13 protein-coding genes and 1 pseudogene are annotated in these 17,119 nt (G+C 61.6%); 9 read left to right on the top strand and 5 right to left on the bottom strand.

What is annotated here, in order from left to right; genetic code table 11:
- The first annotated feature begins 25 nt into the window (after positions 1-25).
- On the top strand, positions 26-955 hold the full coding sequence (znuA, locus tag PSH84_RS00165; protein WP_305482101.1) for a zinc ABC transporter substrate-binding protein ZnuA: 930 nt from the start codon (positions 26-28) through the stop codon (positions 953-955).
- Positions 956-1,093: 138 nt separating this feature from the next.
- On the opposite strand, the gene PSH84_RS00170 is transcribed toward znuA, so the two are convergent.
- Together PSH84_RS00170 and PSH84_RS00175 are read right to left on the bottom strand one after the other, a co-directional pair.
- Complete coding sequence (locus PSH84_RS00170) at positions 1,094-2,044, bottom strand: homoserine kinase (protein ID WP_305482102.1); 951 nt, start codon at positions 2,042-2,044, stop codon at positions 1,094-1,096.
- A 59-nt stretch (positions 2,045-2,103) separates the two neighbouring features.
- Positions 2,104-2,392: pseudogene (locus tag PSH84_RS00175) on the bottom strand (DUF2782 domain-containing protein).
- Between the two features lie 74 nt (positions 2,393-2,466).
- On the opposite strand from PSH84_RS00175, the gene polA reads away from it, so the two are divergent.
- Positions 2,467-5,235 (top strand): DNA polymerase I, encoded by a 2,769-nt coding sequence (polA, locus tag PSH84_RS00180; RefSeq protein WP_305482103.1) that lies wholly within the window; start codon positions 2,467-2,469, stop codon positions 5,233-5,235.
- Between the two features lie 437 nt (positions 5,236-5,672).
- Here the strand turns inward: polA and yihA are convergent, their stop codons facing one another.
- Complete coding sequence (yihA, locus tag PSH84_RS00185; RefSeq protein WP_122567711.1) at positions 5,673-6,314, bottom strand: ribosome biogenesis GTP-binding protein YihA/YsxC; 642 nt, start codon at positions 6,312-6,314, stop codon at positions 5,673-5,675.
- Between the two features lie 191 nt (positions 6,315-6,505).
- On the opposite strand from yihA, the gene PSH84_RS00190 reads away from it, so the two are divergent.
- The 7 genes from PSH84_RS00190 (at position 6,506) to PSH84_RS00220 (ending at position 13,815) form a co-directional block, all read left to right on the top strand.
- The gene (locus tag PSH84_RS00190) at positions 6,506-6,796 is read left to right on the top strand and encodes a c-type cytochrome (protein ID WP_003196231.1); all 291 of its coding nucleotides are present in this window, start codon (positions 6,506-6,508) and stop codon (positions 6,794-6,796) included.
- 46 nt (positions 6,797-6,842) lie between these two features.
- Positions 6,843-7,454, top strand: coding sequence for a c-type cytochrome (locus PSH84_RS00195; protein ID WP_305468984.1), 612 nt, complete (start codon positions 6,843-6,845; stop codon positions 7,452-7,454).
- Positions 7,455-7,641: 187 nt separating this feature from the next.
- Positions 7,642-8,283, top strand: coding sequence for a thiol:disulfide interchange protein DsbA/DsbL (locus tag PSH84_RS00200; RefSeq protein WP_305468986.1), 642 nt, complete (start codon positions 7,642-7,644; stop codon positions 8,281-8,283).
- Positions 8,284-8,298: 15 nt separating this feature from the next.
- Positions 8,299-9,177: an endonuclease/exonuclease/phosphatase family protein gene (locus PSH84_RS00205; RefSeq protein WP_122567714.1), complete on the top strand. Its 879-nt coding sequence runs from the start codon at positions 8,299-8,301 to the stop codon at positions 9,175-9,177.
- Positions 9,174-11,243 carry a diguanylate cyclase gene (locus tag PSH84_RS00210; RefSeq protein ID WP_305482104.1) on the top strand — a complete coding sequence of 690 codons (2,070 nt, stop codon included), beginning with the start codon at positions 9,174-9,176 and terminating at the stop codon, positions 11,241-11,243. The genes PSH84_RS00205 and PSH84_RS00210 overlap by 4 nt, the downstream gene beginning before the upstream one ends.
- Before the next feature lie 103 nt (positions 11,244-11,346).
- Positions 11,347-12,126 carry an N-acetylmuramoyl-L-alanine amidase gene (locus PSH84_RS00215; protein WP_305482105.1) on the top strand — a complete coding sequence of 260 codons (780 nt, stop codon included), beginning with the start codon at positions 11,347-11,349 and terminating at the stop codon, positions 12,124-12,126.
- A 75-nt stretch (positions 12,127-12,201) separates the two neighbouring features.
- The gene (locus PSH84_RS00220) at positions 12,202-13,815 is read left to right on the top strand and encodes an EAL domain-containing protein (RefSeq protein ID WP_122567831.1); all 1,614 of its coding nucleotides are present in this window, start codon (positions 12,202-12,204) and stop codon (positions 13,813-13,815) included.
- Between the two features lie 6 nt (positions 13,816-13,821).
- Here PSH84_RS00220 and PSH84_RS00225 read toward each other — a convergent pair whose 3' ends face one another.
- Both PSH84_RS00225 and algB read right to left on the bottom strand, forming a co-directional pair.
- Complete coding sequence (locus PSH84_RS00225; RefSeq protein ID WP_305468989.1) at positions 13,822-15,600, bottom strand: ATP-binding protein; 1,779 nt, start codon at positions 15,598-15,600, stop codon at positions 13,822-13,824.
- 10 nt (positions 15,601-15,610) lie between these two features.
- Entirely contained in the window at positions 15,611-16,957 is a 1,347-nt protein-coding gene (gene algB, locus PSH84_RS00230; RefSeq protein WP_305468991.1) for a sigma-54-dependent response regulator transcription factor AlgB, read from the bottom strand.
- Positions 16,958-17,119 lie beyond the last annotated feature (162 nt).

Raw genomic sequence — 17,119 nt, forward strand, 5'->3', positions numbered from 1 at the left:
GTTCTCGCCTCTTCGAGTGGTCATCGTGTCCCGATTTTTTTCGCTCTTTGTCGCTTTTGTCGCAAGTTTCCTACTGATCGGCCCGGCCCAGGCCGACGTCAAGGTCCTCACCAGCATCAAGCCGTTGCAACTGATTGCCGCCGCCGTGCAGGACGGCGTGGCGGTTCCGGAAGTGTTGCTGCCGCCTGGGGCTTCGCCGCATCACTATGCGCTGCGGCCCTCGGATGTGCGCAAGGTGCAGTCGGTGGACCTGCTGTACTGGATTGGGCCGGACATGGAAGGTTTCCTACCGCGGGTGTTGAACGGTCGTACCCTGCCCTCCGTTGCAGTGCAGGAGCTGCCAGGGCTCAAGTTGCGGCATTTCGCCCAGGACAGCGCGTCCCACGAGGACGATGACCATGACGCCGATGAACACGATCACGACCATCGCCCCGGCACCGTGGATGCCCACCTGTGGTTATCGCCGCACAATGCGCGGGTGATCGCCGCGAAAATGGCGGCAGACCTGAGCGCGGCGGATCCGGCCAACGCGGCCCGCTATCAAAGCAACCTGCAGGCCTTCAACCAGCGCCTCGATGCCTTGGACACGCGCCTCAAGACCCGTCTGGCCGGGGTCGCGGGCAAGCCGTATTTCGTGTTCCACGAAGCGTTCGACTATTTCGAAGACAACTATGGCCTCAAGCACGCCGGGGTATTCGCCGTGGCCGCGGAAGTCCAGCCCGGCGCCCAGCACGTGGCGGCGATGCGCACGCGCTTGCAAGCGGTGGGCAAGACCTGCGTCTTCAGCGAACCGCCCCTGCGCCCGCGCTTGGCCGAAACCCTGGTGGCCGGGTTGCCGGTGAAACTGGCAGAACTGGATGCACTGGGCGGCTATACCCCGGCGACAGCGCAGGGGTATGAGCAGTTGTTGGAGAAGTTGGGGAATGATTTGGCGGGGTGCCTGGAGTCGTTGTGACCCCGTGGGAGCAAAGCTTGCTCGCGAAATAGGCGACTCGATCTCTGAAAGATTTCATCGTCTTCATCGCGGGCAAGCCTTGCTCCCACAGGAAAAGTCGCTTGCTTCTGTGGGAGCAAAGCTTGCCCGCGATGCTGTTTAAAGGGCGAAAGGCAACACCGTGTGAACCGTCTGCCGCTGCGCCAAGCGCTGCTGGAACTCCATCGGATCGTGAATCAACACATCCTGCCCGGCAAACGACTCGGCGGCGATCAACCGCGACAGCCAGAACCGCACGCACGCCACGCGCAGCATGGTCGGCCACAGCTCGGCCTCAGCGGCGGTGAACGGCCGAAGCGCCGCATAGGCACCCAGCAGCGCCCGCGCCCGGGGGCCATCGAGCACGCCGTCGTCATCCGAGCACCAGTCATTCAAGGCGATGGCGACGTCATACAGCATCGGCCCGGAGCAGGCGTTGTAGAAGTCGATCAAGCCGGTCAGGTGCGTGCCTTCGAACATCGCATTGTCGCGAAATAGATCGGCATGGATGTTGGCGCGCGGCAGCGCCAGGATGCCGACCTTCTGCTGGTTGATCTCATCCAGCGCCGCTTCGAGCAGCCGACGCGGCTCGGCGTCGAGGTGCGAGAGCAGCTTGGCGCCCTCCTCCTGCATCCAGTCCAGGCCGCGATCGGTCTTGCGCTTGATCATGTTGTCGCGGGTCGCCAAGTGCAGATGCGCCAGCAATTCCCCGACCTGGGCGCAGTGCTGGGCGTTGGCCTGCTTGATGTGCTTGCCGGCCAGGCGCGGTTGCAACAGCGCAGGCTTGCCCGCCAGTTCCCGCAGCGCGACGCCGTCGGTGGTGCGCAAGGCGTAAGGCACCGGCAGGTCGGCGTCGTGCAGCACGTCCAGCAGCTCGATGAAGAACGGCATTTCCTGCACCGGGCCGCGCTCGACCAAGGTCAGGACGAATTCGCCCTGCTCCAGGCTGATAAAGAAATTGGTGTTTTCGCTGCCGGCGGCGATCCCCTGGAAATCAAGCAGACGGCCAAGCCCGTAAGGGGCGAGAAAGGTTTCCAGCTCGGGCCGAGCCAGGGGCGTGAACACAGACATGGTTAAAACTGCCAGTACGGGCGCCCTTCAGCGGGCGCCGGTTGAAGTGCAGAGCGGTACTACCACTCAAAGATTTTCCACGAAGGGATCAGCATATCCGGCTGGTCCGAGCGGATGAAGTTTGCATCAGTGCCATCGGCGCGTACCAGGAAATAAGGCTTGCCGTTCTTGGGCGTGACCTTGATCGCGTACAAAAAGCCGTTTTGCCGATACTCCTGAATGGTTCTATCCCCTTCGGTGCGGATGGTGACGTCCGGGTCCGCCGAGGGTGCGTCGTCCGCCGCCATGACGGCCAACGGGGGTGATTGCAAACAAGCCAGCCAGTAACAGGCGATTTAGTGTACGCATGATAACCTTGTCCCTTTGTCGTCAACGGTCCCGCTATTCTAGCCCCGGACCCGCCGAAAAGGTTGATCCTGCTCATGAGCCAAGCCCCCCTCGTCCTGGTGGACGGTTCTTCTTATCTGTACCGCGCCTTTCACGCGCTGCCACCGCTGACCACGTCCAAAGGCCTGCCGACCGGTGCGGTCAAGGGCGTGTTGAACATGCTCAAGAGCCTGCGCAAGCAGTATCCGGACAGTCCGTTCGCCGTGGTGTTCGACGCCAAGGGTGGGACATTTCGCGATGCGCTGTACGCCGAATACAAGGCCAACCGCCCAAGCATGCCCGACGATATGCGCGTGCAGATCGAGCCGCTGCATGCCAGCGTCAAGGCCCTGGGCTTCCCGCTGCTGTGCGTGGACAACGTCGAAGCCGATGACGTGATCGGTACCCTGGCCCGCAGCAGCGCGGCGGCCGACCGTCCGGTGGTGATCTCCACCGGCGACAAGGACATGGCGCAGTTGGTCGACGGGCACATTACCTTGGTCAATACCATGACCGGTAGCGCCCTGGACGTGGCTGGCGTGAAGGAGAAGTTTGGCGTCGCTCCAGAGCAGATCATCGATTACCTGGCGTTGATGGGCGATTCGTCCGACAACATCCCGGGCGTTCCGGGTATCGGGCCGAAGACCGCATCTGGCCTGTTGGTAGGCGTCAATGGCGGCCTGACCGAGCTGTATGCGCAACTGGACATCGTCGCCACCCTGCCCATTCGTGGCGCCAAGACCCTGGCCGCCAAGCTTGAAGAGCACAAGGAAATGGCGTTCCTTTCCTATGAGCTGGCGACGATCAAGGTCGACGTGCCGTTGGACGTCGGCCTCGATGATCTGCAAATGGGCCAACCGGATCACGAGAAGCTCGCCGAGCTGTATACCCTGCTGGAATTCAAGAGCTGGTTCGAAGAAAACCAGCGCGACGCCAAGCGTGCCGGCCAGGAGATCGTCGAAGTTGCCGAAGAACAGCCCGGCGGCGTCGAAGCCAAGTACGAGGTCATTCTCGATCAGGCGCGCTTCGAGGCGTGGCTGGCGAAACTGGACAAAGCGCCGCTGTTTGCCTTTGTCACCGAAACCAACGGCGGCGATGCCCAGCATTCGCAACTGGTCGGCTTGTCGTTCGCCGTGGCCCCTTTCGAAGCGGCCTACATCCCGCTGACCCATTCCTACATGGGCGTGCCGGAACAACTGGACCGCGACACGGTGCTCAAGGCGCTCAAGCCACTGCTGGAAAACCCGAACAAGCTCAAGGTCGGCCAGCACGCCAAGTTCGAAACCAACATCCTGGCCAACTGCGCCATTGGTGGCGACCAGGACAATGGCATTCTGGTCCAGGGCATCGCTTTCGACACCATGCTCGAATCCTATGTGCTGGACTCCACCGCGACCCGCCATGACATGGACAGCCTGGCGCTCAAGTACCTGGGCCAGAGTAAGACCGATTTCCAGGACATCGCGGGCAAAGGGGTCAAGCAACTGACCTTCGACCAGATCTCCCTGGAACTGGCCGGCCCTTACGCCGCCGAAGACGCCGACGTGACCTTCCGCCTGCACCAGGCCTTGCAGGAAAAACTGGCCGCCACGCCAAGCCTGGGCCCGGTGCTCAACGACATCGAAATGCCGCTGATGCCGGTCCTGGCGCGCATCGAGCGCCAGGGTGCGTTGGTGGATGCCAACCTGCTGGGCGTACAGAGCGTCGAGTTGGGCGAAAAACTGGTGGCGTTGGAGCGTGAGGCGTTTGCCATCGCCGGTGAGGAATTCAACCTGGGTTCGCCGAAGCAATTGGGCGTGATCCTGTACGAAAAGCTCGGTTTGCCGGTGCTCAGCAAAACCGCCAAGGGCCAGGCGTCCACTGCCGAAGCGGTGCTCGCCGAGCTGGCGGAGCAGGATTACCCGCTGCCCAAGGTGCTGATGCAGTACCGCTCCCTGAGCAAGCTCAAGAGCACTTACACCGATCGCCTGCCGGAACAGATCAACAGCCGTACCGGCCGCGTCCACACCAATTACCAGCAGGCCGTCGCCGCGACCGGGCGCCTGTCGTCCATCGACCCGAACCTGCAGAACATCCCGATTCGCACGGCCGAAGGCCGACGCATCCGCCAGGCGTTCGTTGCGCCGAAAGGCTACAAGCTGCTGGCGGCGGATTATTCGCAGATCGAGCTGCGGATCATGGCGCACCTGGCCAAGGATGAAGGGCTGCTCCACGCCTTTCGCAACGACCTGGACGTGCACCGGGCCACGGCCGCCGAGGTGTTCGGCGTCGAGCTGGAAGCCGTCACCCATGACCAGCGCCGCAGCGCCAAGGCGATCAACTTCGGCTTGATCTATGGCATGAGCGCGTTCGGCCTGGCCAAGCAGATCGGCGTTGATCGCAAGCAGTCCCAGGCTTACATCGACCGCTACTTCACTCGCTACCCGGGTGTGCTGGCGTACATGGAACGCACCCGCGCCCAGGCGGCCGAACAAGGGTTTGTCGAAACCATTTTCGGTCGCCGGTTGTACCTGCCGGACATCAACGCGAAAAACCCGGCCCTGCGCAAAGGCGCCGAGCGCACCGCCATCAACGCGCCGATGCAGGGCACGGCGGCCGACATCATCAAGAAAGCCATGGTCGCCGTGGACCGTTGGCTGACGACGTCCGGGCTGGATGCGAAGGTCATCCTGCAGGTCCACGACGAACTGGTGCTGGAAGTGCGTGAAGACCTGGTCGACCAGGTGCGCGAGGAAATCCGCCAGCACATGAGCACCGCCGCCACGCTGGACGTGCCGTTGCTGGTGGAAGTGGGCGTGGGCAATAACTGGGACGAGGCGCACTGATCCTTTTGTCCTGAGGCCTCCTCGCCACAGGGGGGGTGGCTGATAGAGCTGGGGAGTGAAAGATTGTCATCGCGAGCAAGCTCGCTCCCACAGGCGTTTTGTGTCGAGCCGACTATCGAGCCAACACCAATTCACTGTGGGAGCGAGCTTGCTCGCGATAGCGTCAGCCCAGACAATCTGGGCCCATTGAGTCCCCCAAAACCCAGGTGCGGCCTCATTAGTTCGGAAAATTCCTAAGGTTATTTCCAAAAATAATCTGAACTAAACCCGTGAATCGCCACTCAGAGATTCTGAATGGCTGGTGAAGCCCTTCAATGCTCCTATGTTGTGTTAAGTGTTGGCAGATATCTGGACCCCGCCCTAGCGGTCCGGAACTTGGACCCCGAACTTCCCCCTCCCCATAAGAAGTCCGGGGTTTTTTTTGCCTGCGATTTGGCTTATTCGGCCTCGTCGCTGCCCTTGTCCGCCAATTCCATCCAGTCGGCCAGCACTGTGTAGGCTTCTTCCAGGCCCATGCGCTTGGGCGCCGAGAACAGCTGGATAGTGATCGCGTCGCCCCAGCCCTTGCGAATGTCCGACTGCACTTTGAGCAAGGTATTTTTCGCCGCGCCGTAGGTGAGCTTGTCGGCCTTGGTCAACAGGATGTGCATCGGCATGCCGCTGGCGACCGCCCAATCGAGCATCAACAGGTCGAAGTCGGTCATCGGATGGCGAATGTCCATCATCAGGATCAGGCCTTTCAAACTCTCGCGGCTGCCCAGGTACGCTTCCAGGTGGCGCTGCCAGTGTTGCTTGAGCGGGATCGGGACCTTGGCATAACCGTAGCCGGGCAGGTCGACCAAACGCCGTTCATCGTCTAGCTTGAAGAAGTTCAAGAGCTGCGTGCGACCCGGGGTTTTCGAGGTGCGTGCCAGGCTCGCATGGGTCAAGGTGTTCAGCGCGCTGGATTTGCCGGCGTTGGAACGCCCGGCAAACGCCACTTCGAAGCCTTCGTCGTCTGGGCATTGATCGACTTTGGCGGCGCTGAGCATGAAGGTGGACTGTTGGCACAGGCCAAGGATGGGGTTCTTCAGTTGCATGGGATTTCCGATGTGGGCGGCGTCGGGAATGGACGCGGCAAGCTGTGTCGTTTCCGTTTCAGTGACGCCAGTATATAATGCCGCAGATTTTGTGTGCGCTTTGTCCCAGCGTAGGATGAAGTTCACGGGAGCGACCGACCGAAATTGCGCATTAGAACGCAGCTCGTTCCCAACCCTGAAAAGGTCGTTTTATGACGAAATGGCTGCTAGCTGCCGGTGTCTTGATGCCGCTTTACAGCGCTCAGGCTACACAGGATCCGGAAGCTGTGTACAACCGTGTTTGTGGTGCCTGTCATTCCGGCCAACTCCCCATGGCGCCCCGCAAGGGCGATCAGGAAGCTTGGACGCCGAGGTTGGCGAAAGGTATGGAGACGCTGGTGCAACACGTGACCCAGGGTTTCAAGGCGATGCCGCCGCGTGGTTTGTGCATGGACTGCAGTGCCGAGGATTACCGAGCCATCATCCAGTGGATGAGCGAGTAAACCCGGTCCATAACTCTTTAACCCTTAGCCGTAGTTGGATTAGCTGATGAACAAACTGATCGTGAGTCTGCTGTTGACCTTGGGGATATCCGGCGTAGCCCACGCCGCTGGCGATGCTACTGCCGGTCAGGCGAAAGCTGCCGTATGCGGGGCCTGCCACGGCCCGGATGGCAATAGCATGGCGCCCAACTTTCCGAAACTGGCGGGTCAGGGCGAGCGTTACCTGGTCAAGCAGTTGAAGGAAATCAAGGACGGCAAGCGTGTCGTGCTGGAAATGACCGGCCTGCTGAATAACCTGAACGATCAAGACCTGGCGGACATCGCGGCCTATTTCGCCAGCCAGAAGGGCAGCGTCGGCGCCGCTGATCCGAAGCTCGTGGCACGCGGTGAAGCGCTGTTCCGTGGCGGCGACCTGGCCAAGGGCCTGCCAGCCTGCACCGGTTGCCACTCCCCGGATGGCAAAGGCAACGCGGCTGCCGGTTTCCCTCACCTGGGCGGTCAGCATGCCCAGTACATCACCAAGCAACTGACCGATTTCCGCAAGGAAGAAGGCGGTCGTGCCAATGACGGCGATGCGATGACCATGCGCACCATCGCTCGCAAGCTGAGCGACGAAGACATCGCGGCAGTCTCCAGCTACATCCAGGGTCTGCACTAAGGCCGTTGCAAGGGGATACACCTCTTGCAACGTTAACGCTCGATTAATCTGTCGATGCGAGCATCAAAAGGGTGGCTTTGGCCGCCCTTTTTTGTGGCCGCTGCCGTTACACTAGAGAACTTGCACCCGCCACGGTCTGTCTTAGAAGCAGGTCTTGCGAGGCCCCCTCATTGTCCAGGAGTAAAGCATGCGTAATCTGATCATCAGCGCCGCGCTCGTCGCCGCCAGCCTGTTCGGCATGACTGCCCAAGCGGCTGAAAAGCCCGCCGCACCCTATGTCGAATTGACCAACCCCGTTCCTGTAGCGGCGCCTGGCAAGATCGAAGTCGTGGAACTGTTCTGGTACGGCTGCCCGCACTGCTACGCTTTTGAACCGGTCATCAATCCATGGGTCGAGAAGCTGCCGTCGGACGTTAACTTCGTCCGCATCCCTGCCATGTTCGGCGGCCCATGGGACGCCCACGGCCAAATGTTCCTGACCCTCGAAGCCATGGGCGTCGAGCACAAGGTTCACGCGGCGGTTTTCAACGCGATCCAGAAAGAAGGCAAGAAGCTAGTCAAGAAAGAAGACATGGCGGAATTCCTCGCGACCCAGGGCGTTGATAAGGACAAGTTCCTCGCTACCTTCGACTCCTTTGCCATCCAGGGCCAGATCAAGAAAGCCCGTGAGCTGGCGAAGAAATACGAAATCACCGGCGTACCGACCATGATCGTCAACGGCAAATACCGCTTTGACATCGGTTCTGCCGGTGGTGCCGAACAAGCGCTGCAACTGGCCGACCAATTGATCGCCAAAGAGCGAGCGGCCACCAAGGCTGCCGCCAACTAAGCGCGGCCCACGCCCATGGCCCGCTGGAGTACCGAACGCATCGTTGGCCTGCATGAACCACGGGTCAACGAGCATCATGTCGCGTCCACGGGCCTGCCTGGCGACAGCCGCTTGCGGCTGCTCAGCTTCAATATCCAGGTGGGCATCAGCACCGAACGCTACCGGCATTACCTGACCCGCGGCTGGCAACATTTGCTGCCGCACACCGGGCGTGCCGGTAACTTGCAGAAGATCGGCGACCTGCTCAAGGACTTCGACCTGGTAGCCCTGCAAGAGGCCGACGGCGGGAGCTTGCGGTCAGGCTACGTCAATCAGGTGGAACACCTGGCCCAATTGGGCGCCTTCCCCTACTGGTACCAGCAACTCAATCGCAACCTCGGCCGTCTCGGCCAGCACAGCAATGGTGTGTTGAGTCGCTTGCGCCCGTGGGCGATCGAAGATCATCCGCTGCCGGGCCCCAAAGGGCGCGGGGCGATCCTTGCGCGTTTCGGCGAAGGTCCGGAGGCGTTGGTTGTGGTCATGATGCACCTGGCGCTCGGGGCGCGTACCCGGACGATGCAACTGGCGTACATTCGCGAGCTGATCGGTGGCTACAAGCATCAGATACTGATGGGCGACATGAACACCCACGCCACCGACCTGCTGCAGACCTCGCCCCTGCGCGATCTCGGCTTGCTCGCACCACAACTGGAAGCGACATTCCCCAGCTGGCGCCCCCAGCGCTGCCTGGACCATATCCTGTTGAGCCCGACCCTGACCCTCGAGCGCGTCGAGGTGTTGGCCCAACCCATTTCCGATCACCTGCCGGTCGCGGTAGAAATTCGTTTGCCGGGTTCGCTCACGGCCGATGCATTCCCCGTGCTGAGTACTGCCCCTCGCGGATCCGATGAATGAGCGACGACGCCGAACGCTGGAGAGAGAAGTACCTCAAGAGTATCGAACAGCAGGAAAAGCTTGAGCGCCGCTGGGATGCTCGGCTGGACTTGCTGCGTCGTGGCCTGGTGCGCAGCACCCTGGCCGCCGAAGGCACTGACCGGGCTGTCGACCAATGCATGAAAGAGATGCGCGAAGTGGTGCGCACCGATGACATGGACGCCGGTCTCGCCGCCCTGCTGCCGCGCCTGGAGAAAGCCGTACTCGATTCCGAGCAGCGCCGCGAAACCCGGATCGAGCAGATGAGCACCGCTTTGACGGCCCTGGTTGCCCAGTTGCAGAGCCTGCCACTGCCGAAGGAAGTCAGCCGGCCCCTGAAGAAATTTTCCAAGCAGTTGGAAGAGCGGGTTGGCCAGGCCCGGGAGATTCCACTGCTGCTCAGCGAATTGAGCGGCTTGCAAGGCAAGGCACTGAGTGCCCTGGACACCCCTGTCGAACCGAGTCGCCCCGGATTGCTGCAACGGTTGTTTGGTGGCCAAGGCCATGAGGACGCGACGCCCCAGCCCCAAGCGCCTGCCCAGGCCAGCGTGGCACCTCCGGCAGACGCGGCCCTGCCAGTTGTCGTAGCCGTTGAGCCGGCAACTGACGTAGCATCCGTCGCACCAGCACCAGCACCAGCACCAGTCCCGTCGGTAGCGGAGCAAGCATCCACGTTGGAGGCAACGCCCGAACCGGTCGATTTGGTTACGCCGCAGACCGAACCCGCACCGACGCCCGTCTCGGTACCTGTAGCCGAAGTGGCTCCGCCGATCAGCGAGCCGGACGAAGCCGCCGAGCCTGCCCCATTGCAGGCGGTGGCCGCCGACGACCTCCCGGTAGCGGCACCCGTCCTGGAAAATCCCGACGAGCTGAGGTCCGATGAGGTGCCACAGGCCCTCCCCGACCCTTCGCCGCCTCCAGCAGAAGCCGAGCCAGGCGAGCCCCTGGCCGCCGCCGATGTGGCCGACGCCCAATACGCCCTGCCCGACTCGCCGGAACCGTCCTACAGCTCGGTCGCCAAGCACATCGAAGACACTTTGCTGGGCCTGTTGGGCGACCTGACCTTGCCCGAGCGTCATCGGCCACAAGCCGAAGCCATGCGTGAACGGCTGCGAAATGGCTTGAACTGGTACGAATTGCTACCGATCCTCGATGATCTGGCGGTGCTGATGCTGGCCATCACCGACACCGGCCAGCATGAATTCGAAGCGTACCTGCAACGCCTCAATGATCGTCTCGAGTCCTTCCAGAGCAGCCTGCAGGCCGCCAGTGAAGACCACGCCGACAACTTGTCGGCCTCTCGGGAAATGGACACCCAGATTCGCGAACAGGTGGACGGCCTGCAAAGCAGCGTGCAACAAGCCGATGACCTGGAAGGCCTCAAGCAGGTGCTGGAGAATCACCTCGAAGGCTTGCTCGGGACGATGGACCAACACCGCCAGCAACGGGATCAACGCGAACAGGAAGTCTCGATGCGCCTGAAAAGCCTGGCCGATCGTGTCGCGTTGATGGAGCAGGACGCCCAGGTCGTGCGGGAAAATCTCGAGGAGCAGCGGCAAAAAGCGCTGGTCGATCCGCTCACCGGGTTGCCCAACCGCGCCGCCTGGTCCGAGCGCCTGGAGCATGAAATCGTCCAGTGGCAGCAGCACGGCAACAGCTTGCTGTTGGCCATGCTCGATCTTGATCATTTCAAGCGTATCAATGACAACTACGGCCATCTGGCCGGTGATCGGGTGTTGAAACTGATCGCCTCGGTCCTGCGCAAACGCCTGCGTGGCGGCGATTTCATTGCGCGTTTTGGTGGCGAGGAGTTTGTCTTGCTGGTGCCGGATACCCCCCTGGCGGCTGGCGCCAAGCTGGCCGAGGCGCTGCGTGTGGCCATCGAAGCCTGCCCGTTTCACTTCAAGGGCGAGCCGGTCACGGTGACGGTATCGGTGGGCATAACGGCCTTCAAGCCGGGCGAACACAGCGATTCGGTGCTGAAAAGAGCCGATCAGGCGCTCTACCGGGCAAAAAATGCCGGGCGCAACCGCGTGGAGCTGGGCTGAGGGCTAATTGTTCCAATTTGTTTAATATCGTCCTGCGCAACGGATCAACGCGGGGCGATACGTTACACTGTTGCATTACTTCCAGCGCGTAATGCCTTCCGCCATGAAATTCTTTTCGCTCATCACTGCCCTATTTATCCTGGCCGGCTGTACCAGCGGCCCGCGGCTCGACACCAGTCACCCTTCCGTCAACCACGACAACCGCATCCAATTCGTGGTGGTGCATTACACCTCTGCGTCCCTGGAGCGTTCACTGGCCCTGCTGACCCATGGCGAAGTCAGTGCCCATTACCTGATTGGCGACGATAAAGACGCGACCATCTATAAATTGGTGGACGAAGGTCGCCGCGCCTGGCACGCCGGGGAAAGTGAATGGGAAGGCCGGACCTGGCTCAATTCCAGTTCCATCGGCATCGAAATCGTCAATCCGGGTTTCGTCGACACGCCCACCGGGCGCCTCTGGTATCCCTACAGCGAAGCCCAGGTCCAGGCCTTGACCGTTTTGCTCAAGGACATCATCCAGCGCAACGGGATCAACCCACGCAGCATCATCGGCCACAGCGACATCGCGCCCCTGCGCAAGCTCGATCCGGGGCCGCTGTTCCCTTGGAAGCGCCTGGCGCAAGCGGGCTTGGGGGTGTGGCCGGATGAACAGGCCGTCGCACGCCAGCAGCTTTTCTTCGCAACGCAGCTACCGCCTGCCAGTTGGTTCCAGGCCGAGCTGGCCCGTCTGGGCTACCCGACGCCCCAGACCGGCGAGTGGGACGTGGCCACTCACCATGTGCTGGCCGCCTTCCAGATGCACTACCGGCCGACCCGCTTCGATGGCACACCGGACGCGCAAAGCGCGGCGATTTTGCAGGTGCTCAACCAGACAAAATAATGACGCCCGTCCGACGAATCGGACCAAACCCAAATCAGAAGCTATAACTCATTGGTAACTTTCGGATTACCGATGATGACGGCTGCCCGCGAAACCCTACAGAGCTGGCTACATCGCCCCCTGTTCCTGGCGATGATGGCGGCTGCCCTGAGTACCGTCCTGCTGCTGGCGGGCAGTCTGTTCGTGGTCGTGCAGCAGATCCAGCAACGTGAAAGCGATCAGATGAATGCCCAGGGCGAGCGCTTTCTGCTGCGGCTGGAGCAGCTCTTCGGGCAATTGCGTGAAAGTCTCGACGACCTGCAAAACCAGCCGTTGCGCGGCTGCGACGATGACATGATCGCGACCTTGCGGGAGGTCAGCTTCAATTACCGTTTCGTTTATGAAGCGGTGTATATCGATGGCGGTGGCGTCTGTTCCAATCGTCCGCGCCAGAGCAGGTTATCGGTGACCCGCCCGCCCGATCTGCGGGGTCCGACCTACAGCTATTGGCTCAATACCACCACTGAACCCAACGAAGACCGCGCGGCGTTAATGCTGGGCCGTGGCAACTTCCGAGTGGCCACCTCCCGTGGGCATTTGGCCGACGTGGTCGACCTGCCCCCGGGTAGCAGCTTGCTGGTGGTCCTGGATCACGGCAAGCGCGCCATTCCCGTGTTGGGCACTCAACAACACTGGCCGCCCGCAGAGCCTTGGCCACCGAAAAGCCGGAATGCCTTGCAGGTGACGCAGACCCGGCTGATCTACCGGATGCCCACCGACAGCCCGGAATACCAGCTGGTGCTGATCGCCCAGCGCAAAGGTTTCAAGGTCCCGAACAGTGCCTGGTGGATGCTGCCCATCAGCTTGGTGCTGGGCCTGGGCATTGGTTTCCAGGTGTTTCTGCTGGCCCGCCACCGCCAGTCCATGGACGCTGAACTGCACGGGGCCATCAGGCGTGGCGAATTGCAGGTGCTTTACCAGCCGATTTTCGACTTGGACAGCCGCAACTGCGTCGGCGCCGAAGCCTTGCTGCGCTGGCGACGACCGGACGGCACCCTGACCAGCCCGGACTTGTTTATCCCGATGGCCGAGAACACCGGTCAGATCCGTCAGATCACCGATTTCGTGCTGCAGCGGCTGTTTGATCAATTGGGTCAGGTGTTACGGGCCAATCCGCAGCTGTATATCTCGGTGAACCTGGCGGCCTGCGATGTGATGGTGCCGCGTATTGGCGAAGTGATCGCTCGCCTGTTGGCGTTGCATCGGGTCTCGGCGAACCAGATTGCCTTCGAGGTGACCGAGCGCGGGCTGATCGATGTGTTGGTCGCCCGGGATAACCTGCAATCGTTGCGCGATGTTGGGCATCAGGTGCTGATCGACGACTTTGGCACCGGTTATTGCAGCCTGGCCTACCTGCAAACCCTGCCCGTGGACTGTCTGAAGATCGACAAGGCCTTCATCGACGCCTTGGGCCACGATGCCGCCAGTAGCGGTGTGGCCCCGCACATCATCCGCATGGCCCACGCGCTGCAACTCAAGGTGATCGCCGAAGGCATCGAGCATGAAGCCCAGGCCTCCTACTTGAGCAGCGAAGGCGTGAGGTTCGGCCAGGGCTGGCTGTTTGCCCATGCCCTCAGCGCGGTGCAGCTCATCGAATTGATTACCCGTGGCCGACGCCTGCGTGGACGTCGCCTCGATGATGAAGCCTAAGTCTGCTCATACCGTCAGCGCCATGTAGAACTGCGTCCCCTGCCCCGGCCTTGAATAAACGCCCATGCGTCCGCCATGGAGCTGGACGATCTCCTTGCACAGAGCCAGGCCGAGGCCGGCGCCACCCTTCTTGCGCCCGACCTGGACGAAAGGTTCGAAGATCCGTCCTTGCTGGCCGTAGGCAATGCCTTCACCGTTGTCTTCGACACTGATGATCACCCGCTCGCCATGGCGTCGGGCCTGCAAGCGGATTTGGCCGTCTTCGCCGGTGTGGCGCATGGCGTTGTCGATCAGGTTATCAAGCACGCGATCCAGTTGCGCCGCGTCGGCATGCAGCCGCGGCAGCGGGCCCTGGATTGCCACGAGCAGCTCGATACCCTGGGCTTGGGCCTGCTCGGCGAACCGCAGCCGGGCCTCTTCCAACAGATCGTCGATGGAACAAGGCGCCAGGGTCAGCTTTTGCAGGCCGTTCTGGTAGCGAGAGAAATTCAGCAGGTCATTGATCAGTTGCATCAGCCGCTGCATTTCTTCCGTGACGGTGTTGAGCAGGTCCGCCTCGCGCGACTCCGGTGGAAAGTGCAGGCGCTCCTGCAACAGGCCGAACGCCATGTGCATGCCCGTCACCGGCGTGCGCAGCTCATGGGAGGCCCGCAGGACGAACTCGCTGCGCACCCGTTCGAAGGCGCGCTGTTCGGTGACGTCATGCAGCACCATGACCGCACCGAGGATGTGGCCTTGGGTGTGGCTGACCGGCGTAAGGCTGTAGGTCAGCACCCGCGACTCGCCGTCGACCTCGATGCTCAGATCTTCCGGCGCACGTTCCAGGGTTCCCCCCCGCAGCACCAGATGCAGTTCTTCATCCAGCTCCAGGCGTCCCAGCGCCTCGCCGAGCCCTTGGCCCAGGCGCGCCTCGTCCCAGCCCAATTGACGCTGGGCCACCGGGTTGAGGTGCTCCAGCTGGCCTTGGCGATCAATCATCAGCAAGCCGTCGTCGATGCTGTCGAGCACCGCTTGCAAACGTTGCTGGCCGGCGAGCAGCTCATCGACATTGGTGGCCTGATGTTCGCGCAGTGCCTGGGCCATGACCCCGAAACGACGGGTCAGCAGATTCAACTCGGCGGCGGAAGAAATGGGCAGCGTGACCTCGAAATTGCCCTGGCCGATGTCATCCGCCGCCGCAGCGAGCGCCTCGATCGGCGCGCCGAATCGCCGGGCAATACCATGGGCCGTGATAAAGCCGATGATCAGCACCGCCAACCCCACCAGGCCCAGCAGTCCGGAAATCCACATCGCACGTTCACGGGCGCGGTCCTGAGTTTCACTGATGTTGGTCAGGGCCTCGCGATAACCTTCGATCAGTCCATTGCGCAGCACGTTGAATTTTTCGGTGAGGTCCTTGACGCCCGAGAGCTGGCGAGACGCGGTGAAGGCCTCGATAAATTCAACGTAGTCGGCCTTGGCCCGGCTGAAGCTGATGGCCGTGTTGTCCAGCTTTCTTTCATGGGCGATCCCCTCGTCGATCAGCGCCAGGTATTGCTGTTTGGAGGCCTCCAGAGCAGCCAGGTCGGGCTCGTCGTCGAGCATGATTATCAACTGATCGCCAAGGGTCTGGCGCAGCTTGAGGCCCAGGTCCAGCAGGATGAAGTTGTCGCGTACCGCTTGTTCCTGGGTACTGGCCATTTGCATGACACTGACCAACCCAAGCACCAATCCCAGCAATGCCACGGTGATCAGGGCCGAGATACTGAGAAACAGCCGTGTGCGCAGCTTCATCGCCAGTTTCATAAGGTGTTGCTCACAGGTTGTACTGCTTGCGTTTGCGATACAGCGTGGAGGCATCGATACCCAGCGTCTTGGCTGCCTGATCGAGGGTGTCGGCCGTGGCCAGCACCGCGCCGATGTGGGCTTTTTCCAGTTCGTCGAGGCTCAATGCGGCACCGATGCGCGGCGCATTGTTGACCGGCTGCTCGGCCATGCCCAGGTGACTGATTTCGACTTTTTCCTGTGGGCAGATGATGCTGGCGCGCTCGACCACGTTGCGCAGTTCGCGGATGTTGCCGGGCCATCGGTAGCCTAGCAGCGCTTCGCGAGCCTCGTCGCTGAAGCCTCGAGCCGGGCGCGCATATTCCTTGACGAAGCGGGCCAGGAAGCGATCGGCCAGGGTCAGGATGTCTTCGGCGCGTTCACGCAACGGCGGCAGGTGCAGGGTAATGACGTTCAGGCGATACAGCAGGTCTTCGCGAAAACGCCCGTCGCGCACCATGTCTTCAAGGTTGAGGTTGGTGGCGGCGAGAATCCGCACGTCGGCGCGACGGGTGACCGGATCCCCTACCCGCTCATATTCCTTGTCCTGGATGAAGCGCAACAACTTGGGTTGCAACGTCAGGGGAAAATCGCCGATCTCGTCGAGAAACAGCGTGCCGCCGTCGGCCTGGTTGACACGCCCCAGCGTACTTTCGCTGGCGCCGGTGAAGGCCCCCCGGCTGTGGCCGAACAATTCGCTTTCCATCAACTCGGCGGTCAGTGAAGGGCAATTGATGGTGACGCAGGATTTCTTCGCACGCTTGCTCCAGCCATGGATAGCCCGGGCCAGCTCACCTTTACCGGTACCGGACTCGCCGAGGATCAGGATGTTGGCGTCGGTGCTGGCAACCTGGCGCGCGGTCTCCAGCACGACTTTCATCGCCGGGCTGTGGGAATCAAGGCCGTCCTTGGGCTTGCGCACCTCCCCTTCAAGGGCTTCGAGCCTCGCCGACAACTGGCGCACTTCCAGTTGCTTGGCGGTGGCCAGGCGCAATTGATCCGGGCTGCAAGGCTTGACCAGATAGTCGGCCGCCCCGGCCTGGATCGCATCGACCGCGGTGTCGACGGCCGAGTGGGCGGTGACGATCACCACCCGCATCCAGGGCGCCTGGATGCGCATTTGTGCCAGCACATCCAGGCCGTTGTCTTCGCCCAGGCGCAGGTCGAGAAAGCACAGGTCGAACACCTGGCGTTGCAGCAGTGTGTCGGCCTGGGCGGCGCTGTTGGCGGTGGCAACGGCATAGCCTTCGTCTTCCAGGCAGTAACGGAACGTACGCAGGATGGCGGACTCGTCGTCTACCAGCAGAATGCGGCCTTGGTGCTCAGTGGCGGATTCCATTTTTCCTACGCTCCTTTAATGAATGATGTTGGTTAGTGTCAGAAAAATCGGGCAAGTTGCATGGTCGATTCTGAGGGGATATTACCCACCGAACTTGCCTCTGTAGACGTCTGACTCCTAAAAGACTGATTTGAGTTCCTTTTTTTGTGATTTGTCCGGGGG

This window comes from Pseudomonas beijingensis (assembly GCF_030687295.1).
Classification (GTDB): domain Bacteria; phylum Pseudomonadota; class Gammaproteobacteria; order Pseudomonadales; family Pseudomonadaceae; genus Aquipseudomonas; species Aquipseudomonas beijingensis.

Excerpts from the sequence above, each read along its gene's own strand:
- PSH84_RS00170 (WP_305482102.1), bottom strand. The coding sequence starts at position 2,044 with ATGTCTGTGTTCACGCCCCTGGCTCGGCCCGAGCTGGAAACCTTTCTC.
- polA (WP_305482103.1), top strand. The coding sequence starts at position 2,467 with ATGAGCCAAGCCCCCCTCGTCCTGGTGGACGGTTCTTCTTATCTGTAC.
- yihA (WP_122567711.1), bottom strand. The coding sequence starts at position 6,314 with ATGCAACTGAAGAACCCCATCCTTGGCCTGTGCCAACAGTCCACCTTC.
- PSH84_RS00190 (WP_003196231.1), top strand. The coding sequence starts at position 6,506 with ATGACGAAATGGCTGCTAGCTGCCGGTGTCTTGATGCCGCTTTACAGC.
- PSH84_RS00195 (WP_305468984.1), top strand. The coding sequence starts at position 6,843 with ATGAACAAACTGATCGTGAGTCTGCTGTTGACCTTGGGGATATCCGGC.
- PSH84_RS00200 (WP_305468986.1), top strand. The coding sequence starts at position 7,642 with ATGCGTAATCTGATCATCAGCGCCGCGCTCGTCGCCGCCAGCCTGTTC.
- PSH84_RS00205 (WP_122567714.1), top strand. The coding sequence starts at position 8,299 with ATGGCCCGCTGGAGTACCGAACGCATCGTTGGCCTGCATGAACCACGG.
- PSH84_RS00210 (WP_305482104.1), top strand. The coding sequence starts at position 9,174 with ATGAGCGACGACGCCGAACGCTGGAGAGAGAAGTACCTCAAGAGTATC.
- PSH84_RS00215 (WP_305482105.1), top strand. The coding sequence starts at position 11,347 with ATGAAATTCTTTTCGCTCATCACTGCCCTATTTATCCTGGCCGGCTGT.
- PSH84_RS00220 (WP_122567831.1), top strand. The coding sequence starts at position 12,202 with ATGACGGCTGCCCGCGAAACCCTACAGAGCTGGCTACATCGCCCCCTG.
- PSH84_RS00225 (WP_305468989.1), bottom strand. The coding sequence starts at position 15,600 with ATGAAACTGGCGATGAAGCTGCGCACACGGCTGTTTCTCAGTATCTCG.
- algB (WP_305468991.1), bottom strand. The coding sequence starts at position 16,957 with ATGGAATCCGCCACTGAGCACCAAGGCCGCATTCTGCTGGTAGACGAC.